This is a genomic window from Ketobacter alkanivorans, assembly GCF_002863865.1.
GTDB classification, from domain to species: domain Bacteria; phylum Pseudomonadota; class Gammaproteobacteria; order Pseudomonadales; family Ketobacteraceae; genus Ketobacter; species Ketobacter alkanivorans.
This window is the reverse complement of sequence record NZ_CP022684.1, coordinates 202,153-220,971: the sequence shown is the minus strand read 5'-3', so window position 1 is coordinate 220,971 and position 18,819 is coordinate 202,153. Positions and strand designations below refer to the sequence as shown.

Annotated in this window: 21 protein-coding genes and 1 pseudogene; 4 read left to right on the top strand and 18 right to left on the bottom strand. The window is 49.3% G+C overall.

What is annotated here, in order from left to right:
- Nucleotides 1-40: 40 nt before the first annotated feature.
- From Kalk_RS00980 to Kalk_RS00965, 4 genes are all read left to right on the top strand, one after another.
- Nucleotides 41-277 (top strand): DUF2934 domain-containing protein, encoded by a 237-nt coding sequence (locus tag Kalk_RS00980; RefSeq protein WP_101892432.1) that lies wholly within the window; start codon nucleotides 41-43, stop codon nucleotides 275-277.
- Nucleotides 278-526: 249 nt separating this feature from the next.
- Complete coding sequence (locus Kalk_RS00975) at nucleotides 527-748, top strand: hypothetical protein (RefSeq protein WP_101892431.1); 222 nt, start codon at nucleotides 527-529, stop codon at nucleotides 746-748.
- Complete coding sequence (locus Kalk_RS00970) at nucleotides 745-1,362, top strand: CBS domain-containing protein (protein ID WP_101892430.1); 618 nt, start codon at nucleotides 745-747, stop codon at nucleotides 1,360-1,362. The genes Kalk_RS00975 and Kalk_RS00970 overlap by 4 nt, the downstream gene beginning before the upstream one ends.
- 99 nt (nucleotides 1,363-1,461) lie before the next feature.
- Nucleotides 1,462-2,355, top strand: coding sequence for a DMT family transporter (locus Kalk_RS00965; RefSeq protein WP_233716772.1), 894 nt, complete (start codon nucleotides 1,462-1,464; stop codon nucleotides 2,353-2,355).
- A gap of 85 nt (nucleotides 2,356-2,440) precedes the next feature.
- On the opposite strand, the gene Kalk_RS00960 is transcribed toward Kalk_RS00965, so the two are convergent.
- The 18 genes and pseudogenes from Kalk_RS00960 to Kalk_RS00875 form a co-directional block, all read right to left on the bottom strand.
- Nucleotides 2,441-2,797, bottom strand: coding sequence for a hypothetical protein (locus Kalk_RS00960; protein WP_158643250.1), 357 nt, complete (start codon nucleotides 2,795-2,797; stop codon nucleotides 2,441-2,443).
- A gap of 691 nt (nucleotides 2,798-3,488) precedes the next feature.
- On the bottom strand, nucleotides 3,489-4,565 hold the full coding sequence (locus tag Kalk_RS00950; RefSeq protein ID WP_101892427.1) for a saccharopine dehydrogenase NADP-binding domain-containing protein: 1,077 nt from the start codon (nucleotides 4,563-4,565) through the stop codon (nucleotides 3,489-3,491).
- Between the two features lie 38 nt (nucleotides 4,566-4,603).
- A complete protein-coding gene (locus tag Kalk_RS00945) occupies nucleotides 4,604-5,743 on the bottom strand; it encodes a phospholipase D-like domain-containing protein (protein ID WP_233716770.1) in 1,140 nt (379 codons plus the stop codon).
- Nucleotides 5,740-6,363, bottom strand: coding sequence for a methyltransferase family protein (locus Kalk_RS00940; protein ID WP_233716768.1), 624 nt, complete (start codon nucleotides 6,361-6,363; stop codon nucleotides 5,740-5,742). Before Kalk_RS00940 ends, Kalk_RS00945 begins: the two co-directional genes overlap by 4 nt.
- A gap of 101 nt (nucleotides 6,364-6,464) precedes the next feature.
- On the bottom strand, nucleotides 6,465-7,460 hold the full coding sequence (locus Kalk_RS00935) for a type I glyceraldehyde-3-phosphate dehydrogenase (RefSeq protein WP_101892425.1): 996 nt from the start codon (nucleotides 7,458-7,460) through the stop codon (nucleotides 6,465-6,467).
- Nucleotides 7,461-7,518: 58 nt separating this feature from the next.
- The gene (locus tag Kalk_RS00930; protein ID WP_101892424.1) at nucleotides 7,519-8,139 is read right to left on the bottom strand and encodes a TPM domain-containing protein; all 621 of its coding nucleotides are present in this window, start codon (nucleotides 8,137-8,139) and stop codon (nucleotides 7,519-7,521) included.
- Nucleotides 8,136-8,822, bottom strand: coding sequence for a TPM domain-containing protein (locus Kalk_RS21590; RefSeq protein WP_101892423.1), 687 nt, complete (start codon nucleotides 8,820-8,822; stop codon nucleotides 8,136-8,138). Before Kalk_RS21590 ends, Kalk_RS00930 begins: the two co-directional genes overlap by 4 nt.
- Nucleotides 8,822-9,418: a LemA family protein gene (locus tag Kalk_RS00920; RefSeq protein ID WP_233716765.1), complete on the bottom strand. Its 597-nt coding sequence runs from the start codon at nucleotides 9,416-9,418 to the stop codon at nucleotides 8,822-8,824. Before Kalk_RS00920 ends, Kalk_RS21590 begins: the two co-directional genes overlap by 1 nt.
- Before the next feature lie 121 nt (nucleotides 9,419-9,539).
- A complete protein-coding gene (locus Kalk_RS00915; RefSeq protein WP_101892421.1) occupies nucleotides 9,540-10,835 on the bottom strand; it encodes an NAD(P)/FAD-dependent oxidoreductase in 1,296 nt (431 codons plus the stop codon).
- A gap of 32 nt (nucleotides 10,836-10,867) precedes the next feature.
- A pseudogene (locus Kalk_RS00910) lies at nucleotides 10,868-11,647 on the bottom strand (S1C family serine protease); the annotation flags it as partial.
- Between the two features lie 22 nt (nucleotides 11,648-11,669).
- A complete protein-coding gene (locus tag Kalk_RS00905) occupies nucleotides 11,670-12,191 on the bottom strand; it encodes an ATP-dependent metallopeptidase FtsH/Yme1/Tma family protein (protein ID WP_101892420.1) in 522 nt (173 codons plus the stop codon).
- Between the two features lie 101 nt (nucleotides 12,192-12,292).
- Nucleotides 12,293-13,249 carry a protease modulator HflC gene (hflC, locus tag Kalk_RS00900; RefSeq protein ID WP_101892419.1) on the bottom strand — a complete coding sequence of 319 codons (957 nt, stop codon included), beginning with the start codon at nucleotides 13,247-13,249 and terminating at the stop codon, nucleotides 12,293-12,295.
- On the bottom strand, nucleotides 13,246-14,226 hold the full coding sequence (gene hflK / locus Kalk_RS00895) for an FtsH protease activity modulator HflK (RefSeq protein WP_101892418.1): 981 nt from the start codon (nucleotides 14,224-14,226) through the stop codon (nucleotides 13,246-13,248). Before hflK ends, hflC begins: the two co-directional genes overlap by 4 nt.
- A 51-nt stretch (nucleotides 14,227-14,277) precedes the next feature.
- Complete coding sequence (locus Kalk_RS21585; protein WP_267892413.1) at nucleotides 14,278-14,403, bottom strand: hypothetical protein; 126 nt, start codon at nucleotides 14,401-14,403, stop codon at nucleotides 14,278-14,280.
- A 10-nt stretch (nucleotides 14,404-14,413) separates the two neighbouring features.
- Nucleotides 14,414-14,674: a DUF5676 family membrane protein gene (locus Kalk_RS00890; protein WP_101892417.1), complete on the bottom strand. Its 261-nt coding sequence runs from the start codon at nucleotides 14,672-14,674 to the stop codon at nucleotides 14,414-14,416.
- A gap of 121 nt (nucleotides 14,675-14,795) precedes the next feature.
- Nucleotides 14,796-16,151 (bottom strand): MBL fold metallo-hydrolase RNA specificity domain-containing protein, encoded by a 1,356-nt coding sequence (locus tag Kalk_RS00885; RefSeq protein ID WP_101892416.1) that lies wholly within the window; start codon nucleotides 16,149-16,151, stop codon nucleotides 14,796-14,798.
- The gene (locus Kalk_RS00880; RefSeq protein ID WP_101892415.1) at nucleotides 16,148-17,077 is read right to left on the bottom strand and encodes a ribose-phosphate diphosphokinase; all 930 of its coding nucleotides are present in this window, start codon (nucleotides 17,075-17,077) and stop codon (nucleotides 16,148-16,150) included. The genes Kalk_RS00885 and Kalk_RS00880 overlap by 4 nt, the downstream gene beginning before the upstream one ends.
- Nucleotides 17,074-18,582 carry a thymidine phosphorylase family protein gene (locus Kalk_RS00875; protein WP_101892414.1) on the bottom strand — a complete coding sequence of 503 codons (1,509 nt, stop codon included), beginning with the start codon at nucleotides 18,580-18,582 and terminating at the stop codon, nucleotides 17,074-17,076. The genes Kalk_RS00880 and Kalk_RS00875 overlap by 4 nt, the downstream gene beginning before the upstream one ends.
- Nucleotides 18,583-18,819 lie beyond the last annotated feature (237 nt).

The following is an 18,819-nucleotide window of genomic DNA, read 5'->3' as shown; positions in this document are numbered from 1 at the left end:
ATCAGAATAAAACAGTGACTACATTCAAAAGGAACCGTAAATGTCTGCCTCAAAAAACAAATCTAAAAAAACCACACAAAACGAAATCAGTAAAACGACAGCAGCCCACAACGAGCTCAATGATGCTACTATTACTGACAGTAAAAAGGCACAAATGATTGCTGAGGCAGCTTACTACAAAGCGGAAAAGCGCCAGTTTTGTGGCTGTGATGAAGAAAAATTAATGGATGGGCTGGAAGCTGAAACGGAAATAAATTCGCAACTTTCTGAAAAGTAAATCCAGTCGTCTTAGACGTATTGGTCATTATACGGGTTTAAAATACCTGTAACGTATAAATTCAAGGCCAGGAAGGACCCATCCGACTGCAACCAGAAGTATTCTATCAATGGCAACACCATCGAACAGCGCCGATGTAGAATCCAGCGCCTGGAACGGTTTTCTGGATGGCCCCTTCGCTATGTAATCGTTGAAGGATATACGACGGATTTAGAATCGGCGCATGCGTTAGGACGATTCCTGAGTCCGATGAAAAACGTCGAGAAAGTTGAGCTTTTACCCTATCATGCATTAGGTGAATATAAATGGGCTGCTTTGGGCGAGCATTATGAACTCACAGGCGTTAAACCACCCGCTTCCGAAACCGTTATAGAGATTGCTGATGTGCTTGAAAGCTATCATCTGGAGGTTAGCCAGCCATCAAACGATACTTTCAGCAAACAGACGAAAACGTCGGGCTTTTTAAAGTGACTTTTACCGTATATGGTATGAGCGGCCCCGATCACTGGCCACTTGAGAAATTATTCAAACAACCTCAATTACAAGCAGCGGAAAAAATCAGCAAATTGCGCCCGACTGGCCCTGATGTAGTGCCGCCCCAATCTTATCAGCGAGGTCACTCCCGGCAGGTATACGCACGCATTGACAAGCTGACTGAAGGGCAATCATTGATCGCGGCTAAGCAGTTAATGTCTTCGCCTGTGATCACGGTCAGCACGCGGAATTCTATTCAGGATGCGCTCAATCTATTCAAACGTTTTGGCTTTCGTCATTTGCCTGTACTCGGGAATAATCAGATTATCACTGGCATATTATCCGATCGTGATGCACTACACTTTTTATCGGGCATGGACTTACCACCCAAAAAATCACCAAGCCCCGACCTATCGATTGTGAACATCATGAAACGGGAGGTGCTAACGGCCAGCCCGGATACAGATGCCCGATATATTGCACGTCTTTTTGTTGAGCGTCGTATTGGTGCCATGCCCATCGTAGATAGTGGTACATTGCACGGTATATTGACACGTAGTGATATACTGACGGGTATCATGAAACACTTTTCACTCAATCTGTGGGCGTAGCCAAAAAACGATGAGGCTTGAATCCGTACCCTTTATATCTGCTTTTCATATTGAATATCTATGGAAATCTCGAACCAAAAGTTTAAGAGGGAGTAGGCATTGAAACTGACTGGGTTGGGAGCCTCAATGGTCATGTTGGGCTGGGCGATTTGTTATCCTATGATAACGTTAAGCGAGCCCTATGCGCCGATTATGCTAACCGCGACCCTACGTGCTGTTTTTGCTGGCATCCTCTTAATCGTCGTGGCCGTTCTGTTTAAACGTCCAGTGCCGAAAACGCTGAGAGACTTTGTGTATATTCTGGCGATTGGGCTCACAGCCACCAGTTTAGGTTTTTGGGGTATGTTTTATGCCGGTACACTCGTTGCCCCAGGTTTAGCCACCGTGATATCGAATACACAGCCACTGATTGCTGCCGTTCTGGGGTGGTATGTTCTTAACGAGAGAATGAACAAGCCAGCCGTAGTGGGTGCTATACTTGGTTTTTCTGGCATCGTTGTGATTAGCGTGGATACATTACTAGGGACAGGACATTCTCTGCTAGGCATTGCCTACATTTTGTTGGCAGCGCTTGGGGTTGCCATTGGCAATATTTTACTAAAACTGGTGGTCAACAAAATCGATATACTTTACGCCATGGGGTTCCAGTTAGTGTTGGGCTCTATTCCATTAGGGCTGTTGACTTTAATTCAGGATCAACAGTCGGCACATTGGTCTGGTGAATTCCTGTGGGTGTTGTTTATCCTGGCTCTGCCGGGGACTGCGCTACCTTTGATTTTGTGGTTTTGGCTAATGGACAAGGCTCCCCTTTACAAGCTCAACGTTTTCAGTTTTTTAACGCCGGTTTTCGGGCTAACAATTGGGTATACCTATTTTTCTGAATCATTTTCATTCAACCAGTGGGCTGGTATCGGTCTGATTATTGCCTCTATTATACTGGTCGCTACAACGACGAATCAACCACTTGGCTCGAAACACACAATGGCAGACTAAGACCAACCAGCCATGTACAACTACTTGTGAGTTTACCCCTCTATAGCAAGCAATTGTAACTATAGAGGGGAGCTACCCCATTCGCCTACTGTTGCTGCGCCTGGACTAACTGTTCAACCGCCAACACCAGCAAGCTGAGTTGCGCATCGTCGGTTGATTCCACTTCAAAGCATGTTTCTATGTCCGTTGGCAGGTTCTTTTCAGCCTCAAGACAGGCAATATTCTCTTCTCTCTTCTCCTGTTGGCGTTTCTTGATGAGTGCAATGCTCTTTTCCAATGCGGCAAACTTCGCTGCTGACAGGTTTGGGCTACCTTCAAAAGCTTTCAATGCTGATCGCTGCGCCTGCATCTGCTCTTTCAATGGATCATCGGCATAAGAATTCGTGGAAACAGTCAAGTATGCCATCAATACCAGAATGATGTTAATCGCGATGTTTTTCATGGTTATCTCCAAAATATAATCTTTATAGTCTTCATATTGAATCTCAGGTGTCACAAGCACAATATGTGTTTGGGGCGACACCAATATCGCTAATATGTACAACACGCTATAACTGAGGCCAGCGCGTGACATTGTGACAATCAATAATTGATTGTCACAGTCACGCGATCGGTGGTTTATAGGGTGGCAAGGAATGCGCTGCCGCAATACCAGAGCAATCAAAACTATAGGTTTGGGATCGCGGTATCGCCTGATAGATCAGCATTACCGAAGTAATGGTGGGAGCGGTTGCGCAATGGAACAGTTCACAATCATTACAATTATCACATCTGCACAAACGTGGTCTTACAGCTTCGTGACAGCGTTTACTATTAAGCGTTGTCGCGACCTGTTTATCAGATTTGGAAGTGTGATGGAGGATGTGAACAGGCACAGACAAATGATTCACATAGGTGTGATCAACGGTTATCGATAGTGCATTGCTGCTTATAAAAAGCAAACCGACTATCACTAGTTTTCTGGTTGCCGAATACATTGTTTCCACAATATATGTCCTGTGCGCCTGTATCTATTAAGACTACCAAACATCAACGAGAGTTCAATTGAATCTTGCGCCTTTTCGTGACACGCCATGGTTTAAACCTGAGCCAGTACATACCTAAGGTAAGGGTAAAATAGCATAAGGTATGATTTAATCATTACCAAACCGCATATTGGTTTGCTCGAATTGAATGCCATGTTGATTCAGATCATTAATTATTTTCATAGGTTCGAATAACTGTTCTATGTGGAAAACCCCATGGGGGTAGTCAGTCTTCATCATTTGATGGGCGAGTAATGCGGTGGTAATACCCGTGATTCTTGCTTCTTCATGGCCTGTTATTGAACAGCTAAACGTCGCACCATCTGTGGCTTGTTGCCGATAAACCACCTTTACAGAAAAACGATCGGTACCAAAACGGAACTTTTGCAGGCAATATGTCATTGCATTACGGGCGAACGGCAGCTTCAATACTTTTCCTATCCCGCTAGCGCTCATGAAATAAAATAGCGCAGTGATGAAGCGCGATTCAAAACACAGTCTTGTGGTGGCTGAACTGATCGATAATGTGTGGGGAAGCACGTGCTGGTCAGAGAAATTAAACTGGTAGGCATTTCGAGCAAAGCGGTCTCCGGGGAAAGCAGTCTGCTTTGCGTTCGCAAAGCTTTTCGTACGATTCCCGAGGCTATCCACATATTCGGCATTCATTTGCTCAATCGACCAATGAATAGCCGCTTCGCCATGCGCTTCCCCCAACCCCAGTAATACATATATTTCCGCAACGCCTCGGTTGCCGCACGTATTCACACAATGTTTTACTAACAGATTACTTAAGCCGGGCACGATCCCTGCGCTGAGTAAAAAGGTAGCGCAACCCTTTTCAGCACTGTTATGCAAGCGCTCAATCTCTTTCAAATAATCATAGCTGGCAGAGGTGTCGAGATAATGTATGCCTCTCTGCGCACATTGCTTGGCTGTTGGTGCATTACGAGCTTCAATGCACATAATAAGGATCGCCACATCATTCAGTCTGGCGTCATTCTCTGACAATGTATCTAGGTCAAACGCAAGAGGAATCACTGTGTTATTCAGTGCGCTTGCCAAGGAAGATGCTTTTTCCCCATTTCTACCGGCCACGATAATCTGATTCGGGTAGATTTTCGCCAGCTCTGTGGCTATGTGTTTGCCAACGGCACCATAACCACCGAGTATCATTATTTTTCTCATTGGGCACTCATATATGTTTTGGCTATTTCATCGACGGTTCACAGCCAATACCTAAATAGCCTTGCAAAGCGCTCAAGGGAACGCGTTGCAAGGCCACGTTTTTTCCATTGCTGCTGACCAATTTCAGCAGATTCCGCTAAGTCAACCAGGAACTGCGCTTTAAGATTGGTAGCCAGATTTGGGCTTGTGCTTACAAGATTCAGTTCGTAGTTATGAAACAGGCTGCGATAATCCAAATTGGCCGTGCCAACCATGGACCAGCCATCGTCGACAACGATGGTTTTTGCATGAAGCATGCGTGGTAAGTATTCGAACACCCGCACCCCAGAAGAAAACAGCCCGGCATAAATGGACTGCGCTGCCCAGCGAGCAATGGGAACATCGGATTTTTCAGGCACCAGCAGGAACACCTCTACGCCCCGGGAAGCGGCATGGTATAGTTGACTGAGAATTAGTTGATCCGGCACAAGATAAGGCGTTGTTATATAAATATAGCGCTCTGCCCGTTTTAGGGCGTCAATATAGACACACCTTAACCTGTGGTTGCAGTTTCGTGAGTGATTGTGCAGTAGTTGATCACCAGAACCGGCGCTGACGGGTGACCAATGCAGTGAGCCTTCCCAAAATGCCTCAAATAATTGCGAGGCTATCTGGCTGAGCTGGCCACCGACCCTGACATGCGAGTCACGCCACCTTGCTTCACCAAAATTACGCCTTGAGCTTTCCTTATGGATATTGAACCCACCCAGGAACGCAGTTTCTTCGTCGACAATCAATAGTTTGCGATGGTTGCGCCGATTATAGCGCCAGGGATTGCGCCAACTCCATCGGTGAAACCAGCGTAGCTGAACACCATCGTGGCGCATCATGTTTTCCAGGCGGCGCGATACCCAAAACAGGGAACCGGCCGCATCAAGGTGAACTTTCACAGTTATGCCCTGCCTGGCTTTATCTACCAGAGCACGCGCAAAGACCTGGCCAATGTTATCATCCGCAAAGATATAACTTTCAAGTTGCACACTATGCTGCGCTTTCCTGATCGCAGCCAACATCGCATTATATAAATCATCACCTTCTATAAAGAGTTGGAAGGTTTCATCTGTAATGTCAGGACCGTCCAGGCCTCTACTGCAGGTTGGCAACAAAGCCATCGTTGTGGTGTAGCTATCAGGGTTCATCTGTCAGAGCTTGAAGATGACGCCTGGAAAAACTCGCGCCACTGGTTTTTATTTGGTATGAACATAGGCACCTGGCGTTGGTACTGTCGGTAAAATTCCCCAAATTCAGCCAACACTTTCCGTTCTTCTCTTCTGGCCAGGAGGTAGTATGCAAACACGACAAGAGGAAACAGGCCCACTGAAAATAAGGTTGGCCAATGTACAACCCCTTCACCAAACAACGCGATAAAAAGTCCGGTATACTGGGGATGGCGAACGTACTTGTAGAGCCCGTCTGTAACCAGACGGGAATGCTGTCGCGCTCTGTGAACCTGCTGCCACCCCTTAAAAAAAATCCCAATGCCCAAAAAAACCAACGCATACCCAAGTATCATGGAAACCATCATGCCTGTATCACCCAGGCCCAGCAATGATGACCACAAGCTTGCATCCATATCGCCACGATCCAGACCAAAGAACCGGGAAAGTAAATAGATCGTAAGCGGAAAGCCGTACATTTCCGCGTATAGCGCGATGATAAAGGCCTGCACCACCCCTGCGCTTGCCCACTCGTGCCAGGATTTGGGCGCAAAGTACTTATAAAATATCCATGATACAAACACTATCATGATGAGAGCCAAGCCCCAGGCTCCGGAATGGCTTACTGTTTGTTCCATAATCAATCTCGCCTTTATATTTGAGTGGTCGCTTAGTACATAACACCAGCGGTATGCGGTTACAATTAGAGCGTTTCAAGCAGATCCAGTAAACGGCAGGCATAGGCATATTCGTTGTCGTACCACACTTGGATCTTGACTGTGCGATCACCAATTACGCGGGTCGATAATCCATGCACAATGGCTGAGTGAGGATTACCGATGATATCGCTACTTACCCACTCCTGCTGCGTGAAGTCCATAACACCTTTCAGCTTGTCCTGGCAGGCATCTGCTAAACACTGGTTAATTTGCGCTTCGGTGACTGCCTGTTGAAGACGGACTGTCATATCCGTCAGGCCACCATCAGGGATCGGCGCCCTGACCGCCAGCGCACAGAACTTACCTGCCAGCTCAGGTAACACGGCCGTAACCACCTTATCCGCGCCGGTAGATGTCGGAACCAGATTGACGGCTGCTGCACGTCCTCGAATACGCTTTCGTGATGCGACATCAACCAGCCCTTGCGAGGAGGTGTAGGCATGGATAGTCGTAGCGGAGGCGGTTTCAATACCATAGTGTTCGAGCAGGACCGACAGCGCTGGAACCAGTGAGTTGGTCGTGCAGGAGCCATTGGAAATAACACAGTGCGCGTCAGGCTCGAATTCGTGCTGATTGACACCATAAATAATCGTCAGATCGGCTGACTCTGAGGGTGCACTGATCAGTACTTTCCTGGCGCCGGCCGTAATATGTTTGCTTGCGTCTTCAAGTTTCCTGAATTTACCGGTGCCTTCCAGTACCCAATCCACTGCAAGGTCGGACCAGGGCAGTCGCTCTGGTTCCGAATGGTGGTAAACAGGAATTTCATTATCGGAGACGCGAAGTTGACAATTTGAAGATTCAACCGGCCCGGCCAGCCGACCATGCACAGAGTCGAATTCCAATAAATACGCCAGGGTATCCGTGTCGGTTAGATCGTTGATCGCAACTAATGTCAGGTTATCGGGTTTCCGATGCAGGTACTCTCGAATCACCAGCCGACCGATCCTGCCGGCACCATTGATAGCAAACCGTTTCATGGTATGAACTCCTCGTTGTTGTTCCGCATATCTGTTATTACGATTACCGGTGGCTGACCTAACCCGGCAGCACGACCAGTTTGTTGGGTAACTCGTTCTTCTCCTGAGTCGCCGGATAGCATTGAGCTAACAGCTCGCCGCAGGACTCAATACACTGTATAAACCCATCGGCTATCTGGTTGCGCTTCACCTGCAACACGAAGGCGGCAACGATATACCGCCATTGCTCATCCGATATCTTTGCTGCGATGCCGTGATCAGCAAGAATTTCCACGTAGCGCTCCTGTGCCGAGACGAAAATCAAAAATCCGGCCCCATCTCGTGTATGATGTAGGCCGTTCTGCAAAAATTGTCGTCGAGCCATGTTGCCTGCGCGCCAGTACCTTACGGATTTGGGAATAATGCGCTGGAACACCGGCTGCCAGCGAAAGCCCAGCCAGGCCAAGGCAAAAACCCCCAGCTGTAGTAGCGACAGCGTATTGCTGTGCCCCCACCAGGGAGTCAGCGATAGAGGCAATGGAAACAGCAAGGCAACCAATGCTGCCCATAAAGCAGGAATGTAGTCATAATCATCGCTGCGCGGTGCAAGCACACACATCACCTCAGCGTCGGTGAGCCGTTCAACGTCGCTAATCGCATCGCTGATTCGTTTCTGTAATTCTTCTGAAAACTGCATCACCAACCTCCTGAAGCGCCGCCACCACCGAAACCACCACCGCCGCCGCTAAACCCTCCGCGCCGCGAACCGCCATGATGGCCTCCGTGGTAACCGTAAAATCCGCCCAGTCCAAACCGTCGTAAAAATATCAGGGGGATAAAGAAGATCACCCACCAGGGAGGTAACTCGTCATTAAGGGGTGGCGGCGACCTAAACTGGTACTGCCCGCCCAGCGCCTGGATAACGGCCTCGGCACCATCAACAATGCCTTGATCAAAATTACCGGCGCGGAATGCCGGCAGAATCACCGCCTGGATGATGTTGCCGGACAGGGCATCCGTCAGTACGCCTTCCAAGCCATACCCAACTTCAATACGCACCTTGCGAAGACCGGGTACCACTATCAGCAATACGCCATTGTCCTTGCCCTTTTGACCAATACCCCATGCTCGCCCCAATTGATATCCATACTCCTCAATACTGAGGCCCTGGAGGTTATTAAGCGTCGCCACCACAACCTGGTTGCCAGTAGCAGCCTCGTGGGCCTTTAGGCGCTGTTCAAGCCGGGTAGCCGTGGCTTGGTCTAACAGACCTGCTTTATCCACCACCCGCCCTGATAGTGGTGGAAAGGTGACGTCTGCGGAGTTAGCCAAATCCGACCACAACAAAAACAAAGCAATGCAGCAAAGCCTGACGCTACTCATTAAAAATCCACCTTGGGCGCTTGCTCAGTGTTTTCACTGGTCGCCTGAAAGGTTTCACGTAATTCCATATCGTCGTACAGTAGCCAGTACCATATTCTGCCTGGGAACGTTCGGAGTTCCCGGTTGTATTGATTCACGGAATTTATAAAGTCTCGGCGGGCAACACTGATCCTGTTTTCTGTACCTTCCAGTTGCGATTGCAATGCCAGAAAGTTCTGGTTGGCTTTTAGATCCGGGTACCGTTCAACGACTACCATCAACCGCTGCAACGCCGAACCCAATTCACTTTGTGCTGCCTGGAACTGTTGCAGCTTTTGGGGGTTATCAAGCAGTCCCTTTCCCAGCTGAATGGAACCGACTTTAGCGCGGGCCTCCGTAACCGCTGTCAGTGTCTCTTTCTCATGGGCTGCATAGCCTTTCACGGTTGCCACCAGGTTTGGCACAAGGTCAGCACGCCGCTGATATTGATTTTCCACCTGTGCCCAGGCTGCCTTGGCCTGTTCGTCGTAAGTAGGAATATTGTTAATGCCGCAGCCACTGAGCAAAGGTAATGCAAGCAGTAAGCACAGCAGTGATTTTCTTAACGTTAGTGGCATGACCCTGTACCGGCTAAGCGAACTATTCATGGAGCGTCTCCGTTTTTGATGAACGTGAATACTGCGTGAGGTAATGGCAATGCGTTTTCGTATTCATTCATTGATTCCTTAGCACAATAATCTAATGAAGCTTAAGAGGTGGCCGCAGGCGGCGGTTGATACGCCCGACCAAGGCTAGCAAGGCGGTTTTTAAAACGCCGTGTAAGGCAATCTGGTGTAGCCGGTACAGTGATATATACAGGTATTTCGCGATCCCACCTTCCACGAAAAACGTTTTACCAACCAGCCCTGCCAACACACCCACCGTACTGTAATCGGCAAAGGACACCAACGAACCGCGATCACTGTATTGAAAGCGAATGCTGGGGGATCCATTCAACTGATTATGGATATTCCTGTAAACGCATGCTGCCATTTGGTGAGCCGATTGGGCACGAGGTGGTACCTGTGAACCATCTTTTTGGGTGAAAGCGGCACAATCGCCCAATGCATAGATAAATTTGTCATCAACAGAACGCAGCCCCTGATCAACAACAATCTGGTTGACGCGGTTGGTTGTAAGGCCATCAATGTTTCTCAGAACATCCTGGCATTTGACACCTGCACACCAGACCACCACGTCTGCCGATATCTTTTTACCGTCTTTCAAAATGACAGCGTTGCTGGATATCGACGCTACCACCGCGTTGGTCATAAGTTTTGCCCCCAAACCGGTTAAAATCCGGGTGGCTTTATCTGATATATGCGTGGGCAGGCTTTTAAGTATCCGATCCGAGGCTTCGATGACATGAACAGTCAATGAACCGCGGTCAATTGTCGGAAAACCATAGACAGGTAAATAATCGGTGATTTTGTACAGCTCAGCCGCAAGCTCCACACCAGTCGCCCCACCGCCAACAATCACCACACTGAGGGGCTCTTCACGGCCAAATGCCTTCATTCTAAGAAAGTGATTGAGCAACATCTCGTGAAAATGATTAGCGTCTGCGGCACTATCCAGGGTAAAGCAATGCTCACGGACACCGGGGACAGAGAAATCATTACATACCGACCCGATTGCCAGCACCAAAATATCGTAATTGATGGTCCGTTGAGGAACGAACACGTCACCGTTGTCGTCGATCAACGGACACAACTGGATTTTGCGGTTTACGCGATCCAGCCCTGCCAGTGCCCCTAATTGAAATTCAAAGCCATGATTGGCCGCATGGGCACGGTAATCAACACCATCCATATCTATGTCCAGTGAACCAGAGGCAACCTCATGGAACAGGGGTTTCCAAACGTGAAATGGCTGCTTGTCGACCAATAACACAGAGATTGAGGGTTGCTGACGGAACTTACGCCCCAACCGCGTCGCCAATTCCAGTCCCCCGGCACCGCCACCGACAATCACAATTCGAGTCTTCTCAGTCATCACTGCAACTCCTGAATCGTGCCATCATCCAAATCCAGTTTACTACCAAGGTCAGGCAGTCCGTAACGACCCTCATGTATCAGTCGTGGCACAACGCTGGCGATGGTATCCACCGGCACGGCAAAGCCTATTCCGGCGCTCGCTCCTGAAGGGGAATAAATGGCGGTATTAATACCAATCAGCCGGCCGGCACTGTCCAATAACGGGCCGCCCGAATTGCCTGGGTTGATGGCAGCATCCGTCTGAATCACACCACGAATGGTCTGTCCGCTGGTTTCGCCGATGCTGCGGTCAAGGGCGGAAACAATGCCGGTGGTTAGCGTATAATCAAGACCGAACGGATTGCCAATGGCGTAGACTTTTTGGCCTACCTTTAAATCGCTACTGCTGCCCAATGGAATGGGTGCTGGTGCCCCCAAAGTAGACTGTACACGCAGCACTGCCAGGTCATGTTCCGGGCTAACGCCGACCAGCGTCGCATTAAAGGTGCGATCATCAGTCAATCGGATTTGGGCACCGCTGGCGCGCTGGATAACATGGTAGTTGGTAACGATATGGCCTTTGGCATCCCATAACAAGCCGGAGCCCGTGCCCGCCGGCACGCTGAACACGCTTCGACTCCAGGGATTGACGATTTGAGATAGCGTCGTAATAAACACGACGGATGCCCGAGCCTGTTGGAACACTTCAATCGTATTCTGCTCTTCCGCTCCCAGTTCACCGCGAGCCGTTACCGGCCGGTATTCCAGGTCACGATGGCTCAGCCAGTCTTGCCAGCAAGCCCCTAACCAGAATACGGTTACCAAGCCGATGAGAACATAGACAAGTGACACCTTATTGGAATGCTGGTAGATCAAGCGTCCTCCGTTGAGCGATAACGCGAGAATGCTGCCTTCTGGATCCGATCTGAAACGCACCGCTAAACCCGGTTGTAAGCGATGCTACCGCTGAGATACTGACGGCTTCATCGGCCTGAATTTTCTTCAAATGCACGCGCAAAATCTGTTCCCGACCGGCTTTATCCGGGCGGCCCACCAACAGTATACCTTTGGGGATACGGGCGCCCAGCCGGCTTTTGCGAAACAGCAGAAACCACACCAGAAAGAATACCAAAGCCGCAAACCAGCCGATCAATGTTGCCAAGGGGCCACCAGTGATAACGCCTTTATAGTTCACGTTATAGGGTGCCAGCTTTTCCGCAAGATCTTTAAGCCACCCCTGTTCCAGGTAGCGCTCAAATTCATTATAACTAAGCTCAACCTGACGCGTGGTATGGCCCAGGAAGCTTTGAAAGAGCACAACCCCCCATATCGCAACAAACAAATACACGAGGTTTAATTGCTTTTCTCTGTCCATATCTTTTTCCTCAGCGTTCACCTCGTTGCAGTAGGTTTACACCCCTTGGATGAACTCGTTGGCCGTGCGCAAGCAACAAGCATTATGTTTCCAGGGGCTTATCATTTTCGGGGCTGATTGACACCGTTCATCAACCGATAGAGCTCGCTTTCCGTTGTCAGCACCAGTGTCGTTGACGGATCGATCACTTTTTTATAGGTTTCCAGTGTTTTGACCAGATCATAAAGTTCACGTGCTGCTTGTGACCGATTGTAAGCGGCAGAGTAAATATCGGTGGCCTTGGCATCGGCCACGCCCTGAATTGACTGGATTTCTCGATAAGCTTCTGACTCTATGCGCTGTAAATCCCGCTCTTTATTACCGATAATCTTGGCAGCCTCCCCTGCCCCCTCGGATCGGAATCGTTCGGCGATTTGCTGACGTTCGCTGATCATTCGCGCGTATATCTTTTGCCTGACGCTTTCGTTGTAATTGATCCGCTTGAAGCGAATGTCCAGTAATTCAATTCCGAACTCGGACAATTTCACCGACGCTGCAGCCAAAATATCCTCTTCGATTTGTCGGCGACCCCGCGTTATAGGAAGTAATTTACCTACATCCGCCTTCTTTAACAGCGGATCGATAGCAGGCGATCTACCTTTCGTGCTACGAACAATTTCGATCAGCTCATGTTTGGCAACGGCATTCCGCGTTTCACTTCCCAGGATGTCTTCAAGTCGTGACTGTGCACTTCGTTCATCACGCAGACGCAAAAAATACTGCAAGGGATCCTTGATTCGCCATCGCCCAAAGGTATCAACGGTGATATAAAGTTTGTCTTTGGTTGGCATGTCGTTCGCTGAACCATCCCACAGCAAAATACGCTTTTCGATCCTGTTAACTTCCTGGATAAAGGGTATCTTAAGCTTCAAGCCAGCTTCCTCGACAATATTGCCAACCGGCTTACCAAACTGGGTAATGATTACCTGCTCGGTTTCATTAACGGTATAGAAGGCCTCATAAACGACAATCAGCGAGGGAAAAAGAATCGCCAGTGCGATATAGATACCACGGTTCATTGAGTACCTCCTTGCATGCTGTTGAGCTGGAGTAAAGGCAGCACCGATGCCGCCTTATCATCGAGAACGATTTTATTTTTTACCACAGGCATCACTTCCTGCATGGTTTCCAGGTAAAGGCGGCGACGTGTTACATCAGGAGCCTTAATGTATTCCGCCAGCAGCGCATTGAATTTTGCTGCATCGCCTTCCGCCTGATTGACACGCTGAATGGCGTAACCTTGCGCAGCCTGAATGGTACGTTCCGCGGTACCCTTGGCACGGGGTACGGCTTTATTGTATTCACCGCGTGCCACGTTTATCATGCGCTCTCGCTCTTGTTGAGCTTCATTGACTTCGTCAAACGACGCCTGGACAGGCTGTGGCGGGTTGACATTTTTTAGCTGAACCTGATCTATGCGAAGTCCCATCTCATACATGTTCACCACCTCCTGCATTTTTGATTGCGCATTGGCTTCAATATCCTGACGACCAATGGTGAGCACCTCATCCACTGTGCGATCACCCACCACTTCACGCATCACCGACTCAGAAATATCCCTCAGCGCATCACCGGGATCGCGTACTTTAAACAGAAAATCAAATGCGTCTTCGATACGGAACTGAATAACCCACTCTACTAAAGCAGTGTTCAAATCGCCGGTGACCATGATGGTTTCCAGTCGCCATTCCCGAGGGTCTGACATCTGTTGTTTGAATGTCGCGCCCGGTGTGCCAAAGCCAAATTCTTCTTTTAACTGGCGTTTTACGGGTACCTGCGTTATCTGATCAACGCCAAATGGAATTTTGAAATGTAAACCCGGATCAACGACATAGTGATAGTGTCCGAAACGCTGAACAATACCAACAGATTCCGCCGACACTGTGTAATAGCTACTAAATCCCAGATAAACGGCGAGCACGACTATCAAACCAAGCGCAATCTGACGAGGCGTAGCCGGTATATCCGGTAAAGATGGGTGAGTATTATCATTCATGTATATCTCCTTTTGGGCGTGCTTTCGCTATCGTACTTGTAGCAGGCGGCCTTAATTAGTTGAAGCATCGGTGCCAATCTCCAATACGTGGTTATCAAGGTACTGATGCCGAGGAATAATCAAAAATGAAGTAGCGCCAATCAGAAACCGACGCTGGCGTTCATTGACATCGTTCATGTACCTACCTTTATCGATTCAGCAACCGGTTATAAACACTGGCAAGCAACCACCCGGAGAAACCAGCCGCTAACACCCATGCCAGCAACCCGAGAAGCGCGCCTGCCAGATTCAGGTGCCATCCCATATCCTGCAACTGCATATGCACCATAGCCCCGGTCATGGAAAGCATTAACGACGGCATCGCCAACACGAGAATGGTACAAAGAACCCAGAGCAGTGCTGCGGTGATTGCGCAGGCTGTACCAAATTTGACTTCATGCAGTTTCATATAAATCCACTCCTGTCTTGTTTGATTGTCGGTGTTGACCGCTGCCTTCATCACAAGCGGTGTTGTGGAAATGAGCCGCTGGTGGTCCTTGGTTTTTCATCTGATGGTGCTGATTGTTTAATTAAAGTCGCAGGATATCGCGATAACCGGCCACGCTTACGTGGAATTCAGTGTGTCCCTGTAAATACATGCGCAATCCGTCCAGCGCCTCTGGATCGCCATGAATCAGCTTTATTGGCGTCTTTTTGGGTAATTTGGATTGAAACAACCATTCGGTTAATTCTAGATAATCCGCATGTCCAGAGAGGCCGGAAATTACATCGACTTTTGCCCTCACAGGGATCCAGCCGCCATGTATTTTTACAGCATCCGCACCGGCTATCATTTTCGCTCCGCGAGTACCACCGGCTTGATGGCCGGTAAATAATACGGTTGTTTTGCTATCGCTAAGTAGCCGTTTAAAGTGATGAAGAATACGACCGCCGGTGGCCATACCGCTGCCTGCAATAATGACGTGGGGAAAAGACTGACCCGCCAGAGCCTTGGATTCATCCACTGTACGGGTATAGGTCACCAGATCACACATGCGGTGGCATTGGTCGTGATTTAAGCGGTGTTGGTCGCTGAATCTACAAAAAACGTCCGCTACCTTGATAGCCATCGGGCTGTCGAGATAGATGGGGAGCTTCGGAATGGTACCCATATCCATAAGGTTTGCCAGCAGGTGCTGTAAAGCCTGCGCCCTACCGACAGCGAAAGCCGGCACGAGCAACACACCACCTATCTTTGCTGTTCGGTTTACGATTGCCGCCAATTGCTGTGCGGCATCGTGAGGAGCATGCGGTCGGTTACCGTAGGTGGACTCCATCAGCAACAGGTCAAGCTCCGGTAGGGGGCGCGGCGGGAGCATCAGTACATCATCGAAACGCCCCACATCCCCAGAAAAACCAACACGCTTACCTTCTGCTTCAACAATAATGCTTGCCGCACCCAAGATGTGCCCCGCCGGTTGCAGATAAAAGCGAATATCACCCAGGTCAATCAGTTCGTCAAAGTTAATTCCCCGAAACAGCGCCATGCTTGATTCAGCGGTTTGACGGTCGTAAAGTGGTTCCGGTCGCTTGTGCTTGCTTAGCTTATGTTTACTGTAGTATTTGGCATCTTCCTCCTGAAGATGACCGCTATCAGCCAGCAATATTTGGCACAGGGCTTTGCTGGCGTGATGGGTATACACCGGGCCACGAAAACCGCGTTTATACAAGGCAGGTATGTAACCAGAGTGATCCAGGTGCCCATGAGTGAGCAAAACTGCATCCAACGTGGTGATATCCAGTGGCAACGATTGCCAGTTTCGCTCGCGTAACCACTTATATCCCTGGTACAGGCCACAATCCACCAGCACTGAGGTTCTGTCTGTTTCCAGTAAATATTTCGATCCCGTGACTGTTTCAGTGCCGCCTAGAAAAGTAATTTTCATGATCGCAATCCAGATGATTTTAGTAAGCTGATGACGGGCGGAATTAGCTGTGGTGTTATATCAATGGCATTTGATGAGTGACGAACGGTATTGGTGGTTACCAGTTGATTCAAACCAGCCTCATACAGTGCTTGATCAGAGTCGCCCGCAAAAATACCGTGAATGGCCACGCATTGAATGTTGCCTATTCCCTTGGATCTGAGGGTTTTTATACATTCGAGAATGGTCTGGCCGCTTGAGATGACATCATCAATAATAACGGCAGCTCGTTCCTGATATTTTTCAATATCAGGAAGCGTCACCTCCACATGGCGATCACCGTAGCGTTGCTTTTCTCCAATCACGTAGGGGTGTTGACTGAAAGCGGCGATATTCGACACCCACTGCTCACTTTCACTATCTGGCCCCACCAGTAACAGGTTGTTTTGCGTCTTCAGCCATTGCGCCAAGGCTGGCGCCCCTTGCACCACGCGGTTTGGTACGGAATAAATCTCATCCAGTGAGTGGTAGCGATGCAGATGAGGGTCGACAGTTACCAGCCAATCGATATGCTTTGAAAGTGCCTGGGCAAAAATTCGCGAAGTGAGCGCTTCTCCTTCGACAAAACGCCGATCCTGGCGCATGTAACTCAGATAAGGTACGATCAATCCTACTTGCGAGGCACCGAGTTCTCGCAGTGTTTCCAGTAAGAACAGTAAGGGTAAAAACTTGGGGTCAGGGTTTGACAGATCAGCAACGACAATACAAGGGCGACCTTCCAAATCAGATAGTATTCGCAAGTAAGATTCGCCATCAGGAAATTGGCGGGTATCAAGCTCACCTGGGTACGCTCCGATGGCTCGACCCAATGAATCGGTCAAGGGGTGACTAACCAGGTCAAATATAAGCGGCCAATGATCAAATGTCTTTTTTTGCGAATCATTCATGATGTTTCCCCAATGGAAAAAATATCCGTCTGCTGATAATACGCAAGCGCATATTGCCGCTCACCCTCGGTATCGCTATACAGCGTAAATAAGGCGTCTCCTTCGTGTATCGTTTCGCCAACACGCTTATGTAATCGCAATCCCGCCGCAGCAGTGGCCGGTGCGCCCGCCAGTTTTGCTAACCTGGCGAGCCGACGATTATCAATGCCCTGCAATACTCCGGTTGTTCTTGCGGTTTCGGTGTGTTGATAGTAGGCCTCGGGCAATGGTTTCAAGCCGCCTTGTGCTTTCATAATGCGCTGAAACTGCGTCCAGGCTTTACCGCTATCAAGGATATCGGTCGCCTTGATCAGCCCTCGCGGATAGGAAATGTCGTCGGCCATTGAAAACAATTGCGCCGCAATTATAAGCGCTCGCTCGCGCAGGTCCTTGGGTGCGGTATCTGCTCGTTGCAATACCGCCAATACATCCCTCGCCTCTTCCACAGGGCCAATGCCTTCGCCAACAGGCTGTATGCCATCGGTAATTAAACAGCGGATGTGTACGCCACAGGCAGCTCCAACCTGAGTAAATAATGATGCAAGTCGCTCGGCATCTTTGTGGGTTCGGACTTTAGCAGTAGGACCTTTAGGAATATCAATGACGGCGTGAGTCGAACCCGCGGCTATCTTTTTGGAAAGCACAGAGGCAATTAACTGGCCTTCGCCGTCCAGATCCAGAGCGCGTTCTATGCGAATCAAAAGATCATCGGCAGGACTGAGATTCACCGCCCCGCCCCAGACAAGGCAGGCGTGTGTTTCGGCGACCACCTCTTGAATCCTGGCGAGATCCAGATTGACGTTGGTCAAAGACTCCATGGTGTCGGCAGTCCCTGCCGGTGAGGTGATGGCGCGCGACGATGTTTTCGGTATGGTTAACCCGGCAGCGCTGACCATGGAGACTACCAGCGGCGTGGTACGATTTCCCGGCAATCCGCCAATGCAATGCTTGTCCAGTACCATGGCAGTGCCTGGCCAGGTTAAGCGTTTACCACAGGCAACCATGGCCTGAGTCAAGGCGATTATTTCATCAACATCCAGGCGGCTCCCCGCACATACACTGAGAAAGCTGGCGATTTCGATATCCGTGTAGCGATGGGCGCTGATATCTTTGATAACCGCCCCGATTTCTTTGTCAGAGAGTTTATGACCGAAGATTTTTTTGCGCACCGCGCCCAATGAGTTCACCACCGGCGCATAGCTAACGCTGATCGAGTCCCCCGTGGCAACACCCAATCGCTCCATGGCGATTTTAGACAGCCCTGCGCTACCCGGTGCCAGTACCTTTTCATCCACGACATTGATCGTGGCGATCACTCGATTCGTGTTGTAGATCAGCAAGACACGGCTGTTAGCCGTAAAGCCTTCAGAGCGGCAAATATTGCAATCGGCGCGCATATACACTATCGGCTCTTGATGGGTGTCGATGCCGATATCCAATACTTTTAGCGTATTCCCATATCTCATTGACCAATCCTTACTTGGCGCCACAAGCTGCCTGTCGTTTTAGACTATTGATTGAAGGGAGTGTCCCTGATTCCGTAAAATCAAGGTATGGAACGAGGTTATACACCTATGTCCTGCACACAGCTCAAGCAGCATTTGTGATGGGGCATGAACCATCGATTTCAGTTGTTTATGCTAATGGGGAGACGCTTACGCTGGGGTTACCCCAACATTACACGCGTGTAATGTTGGGGAGTT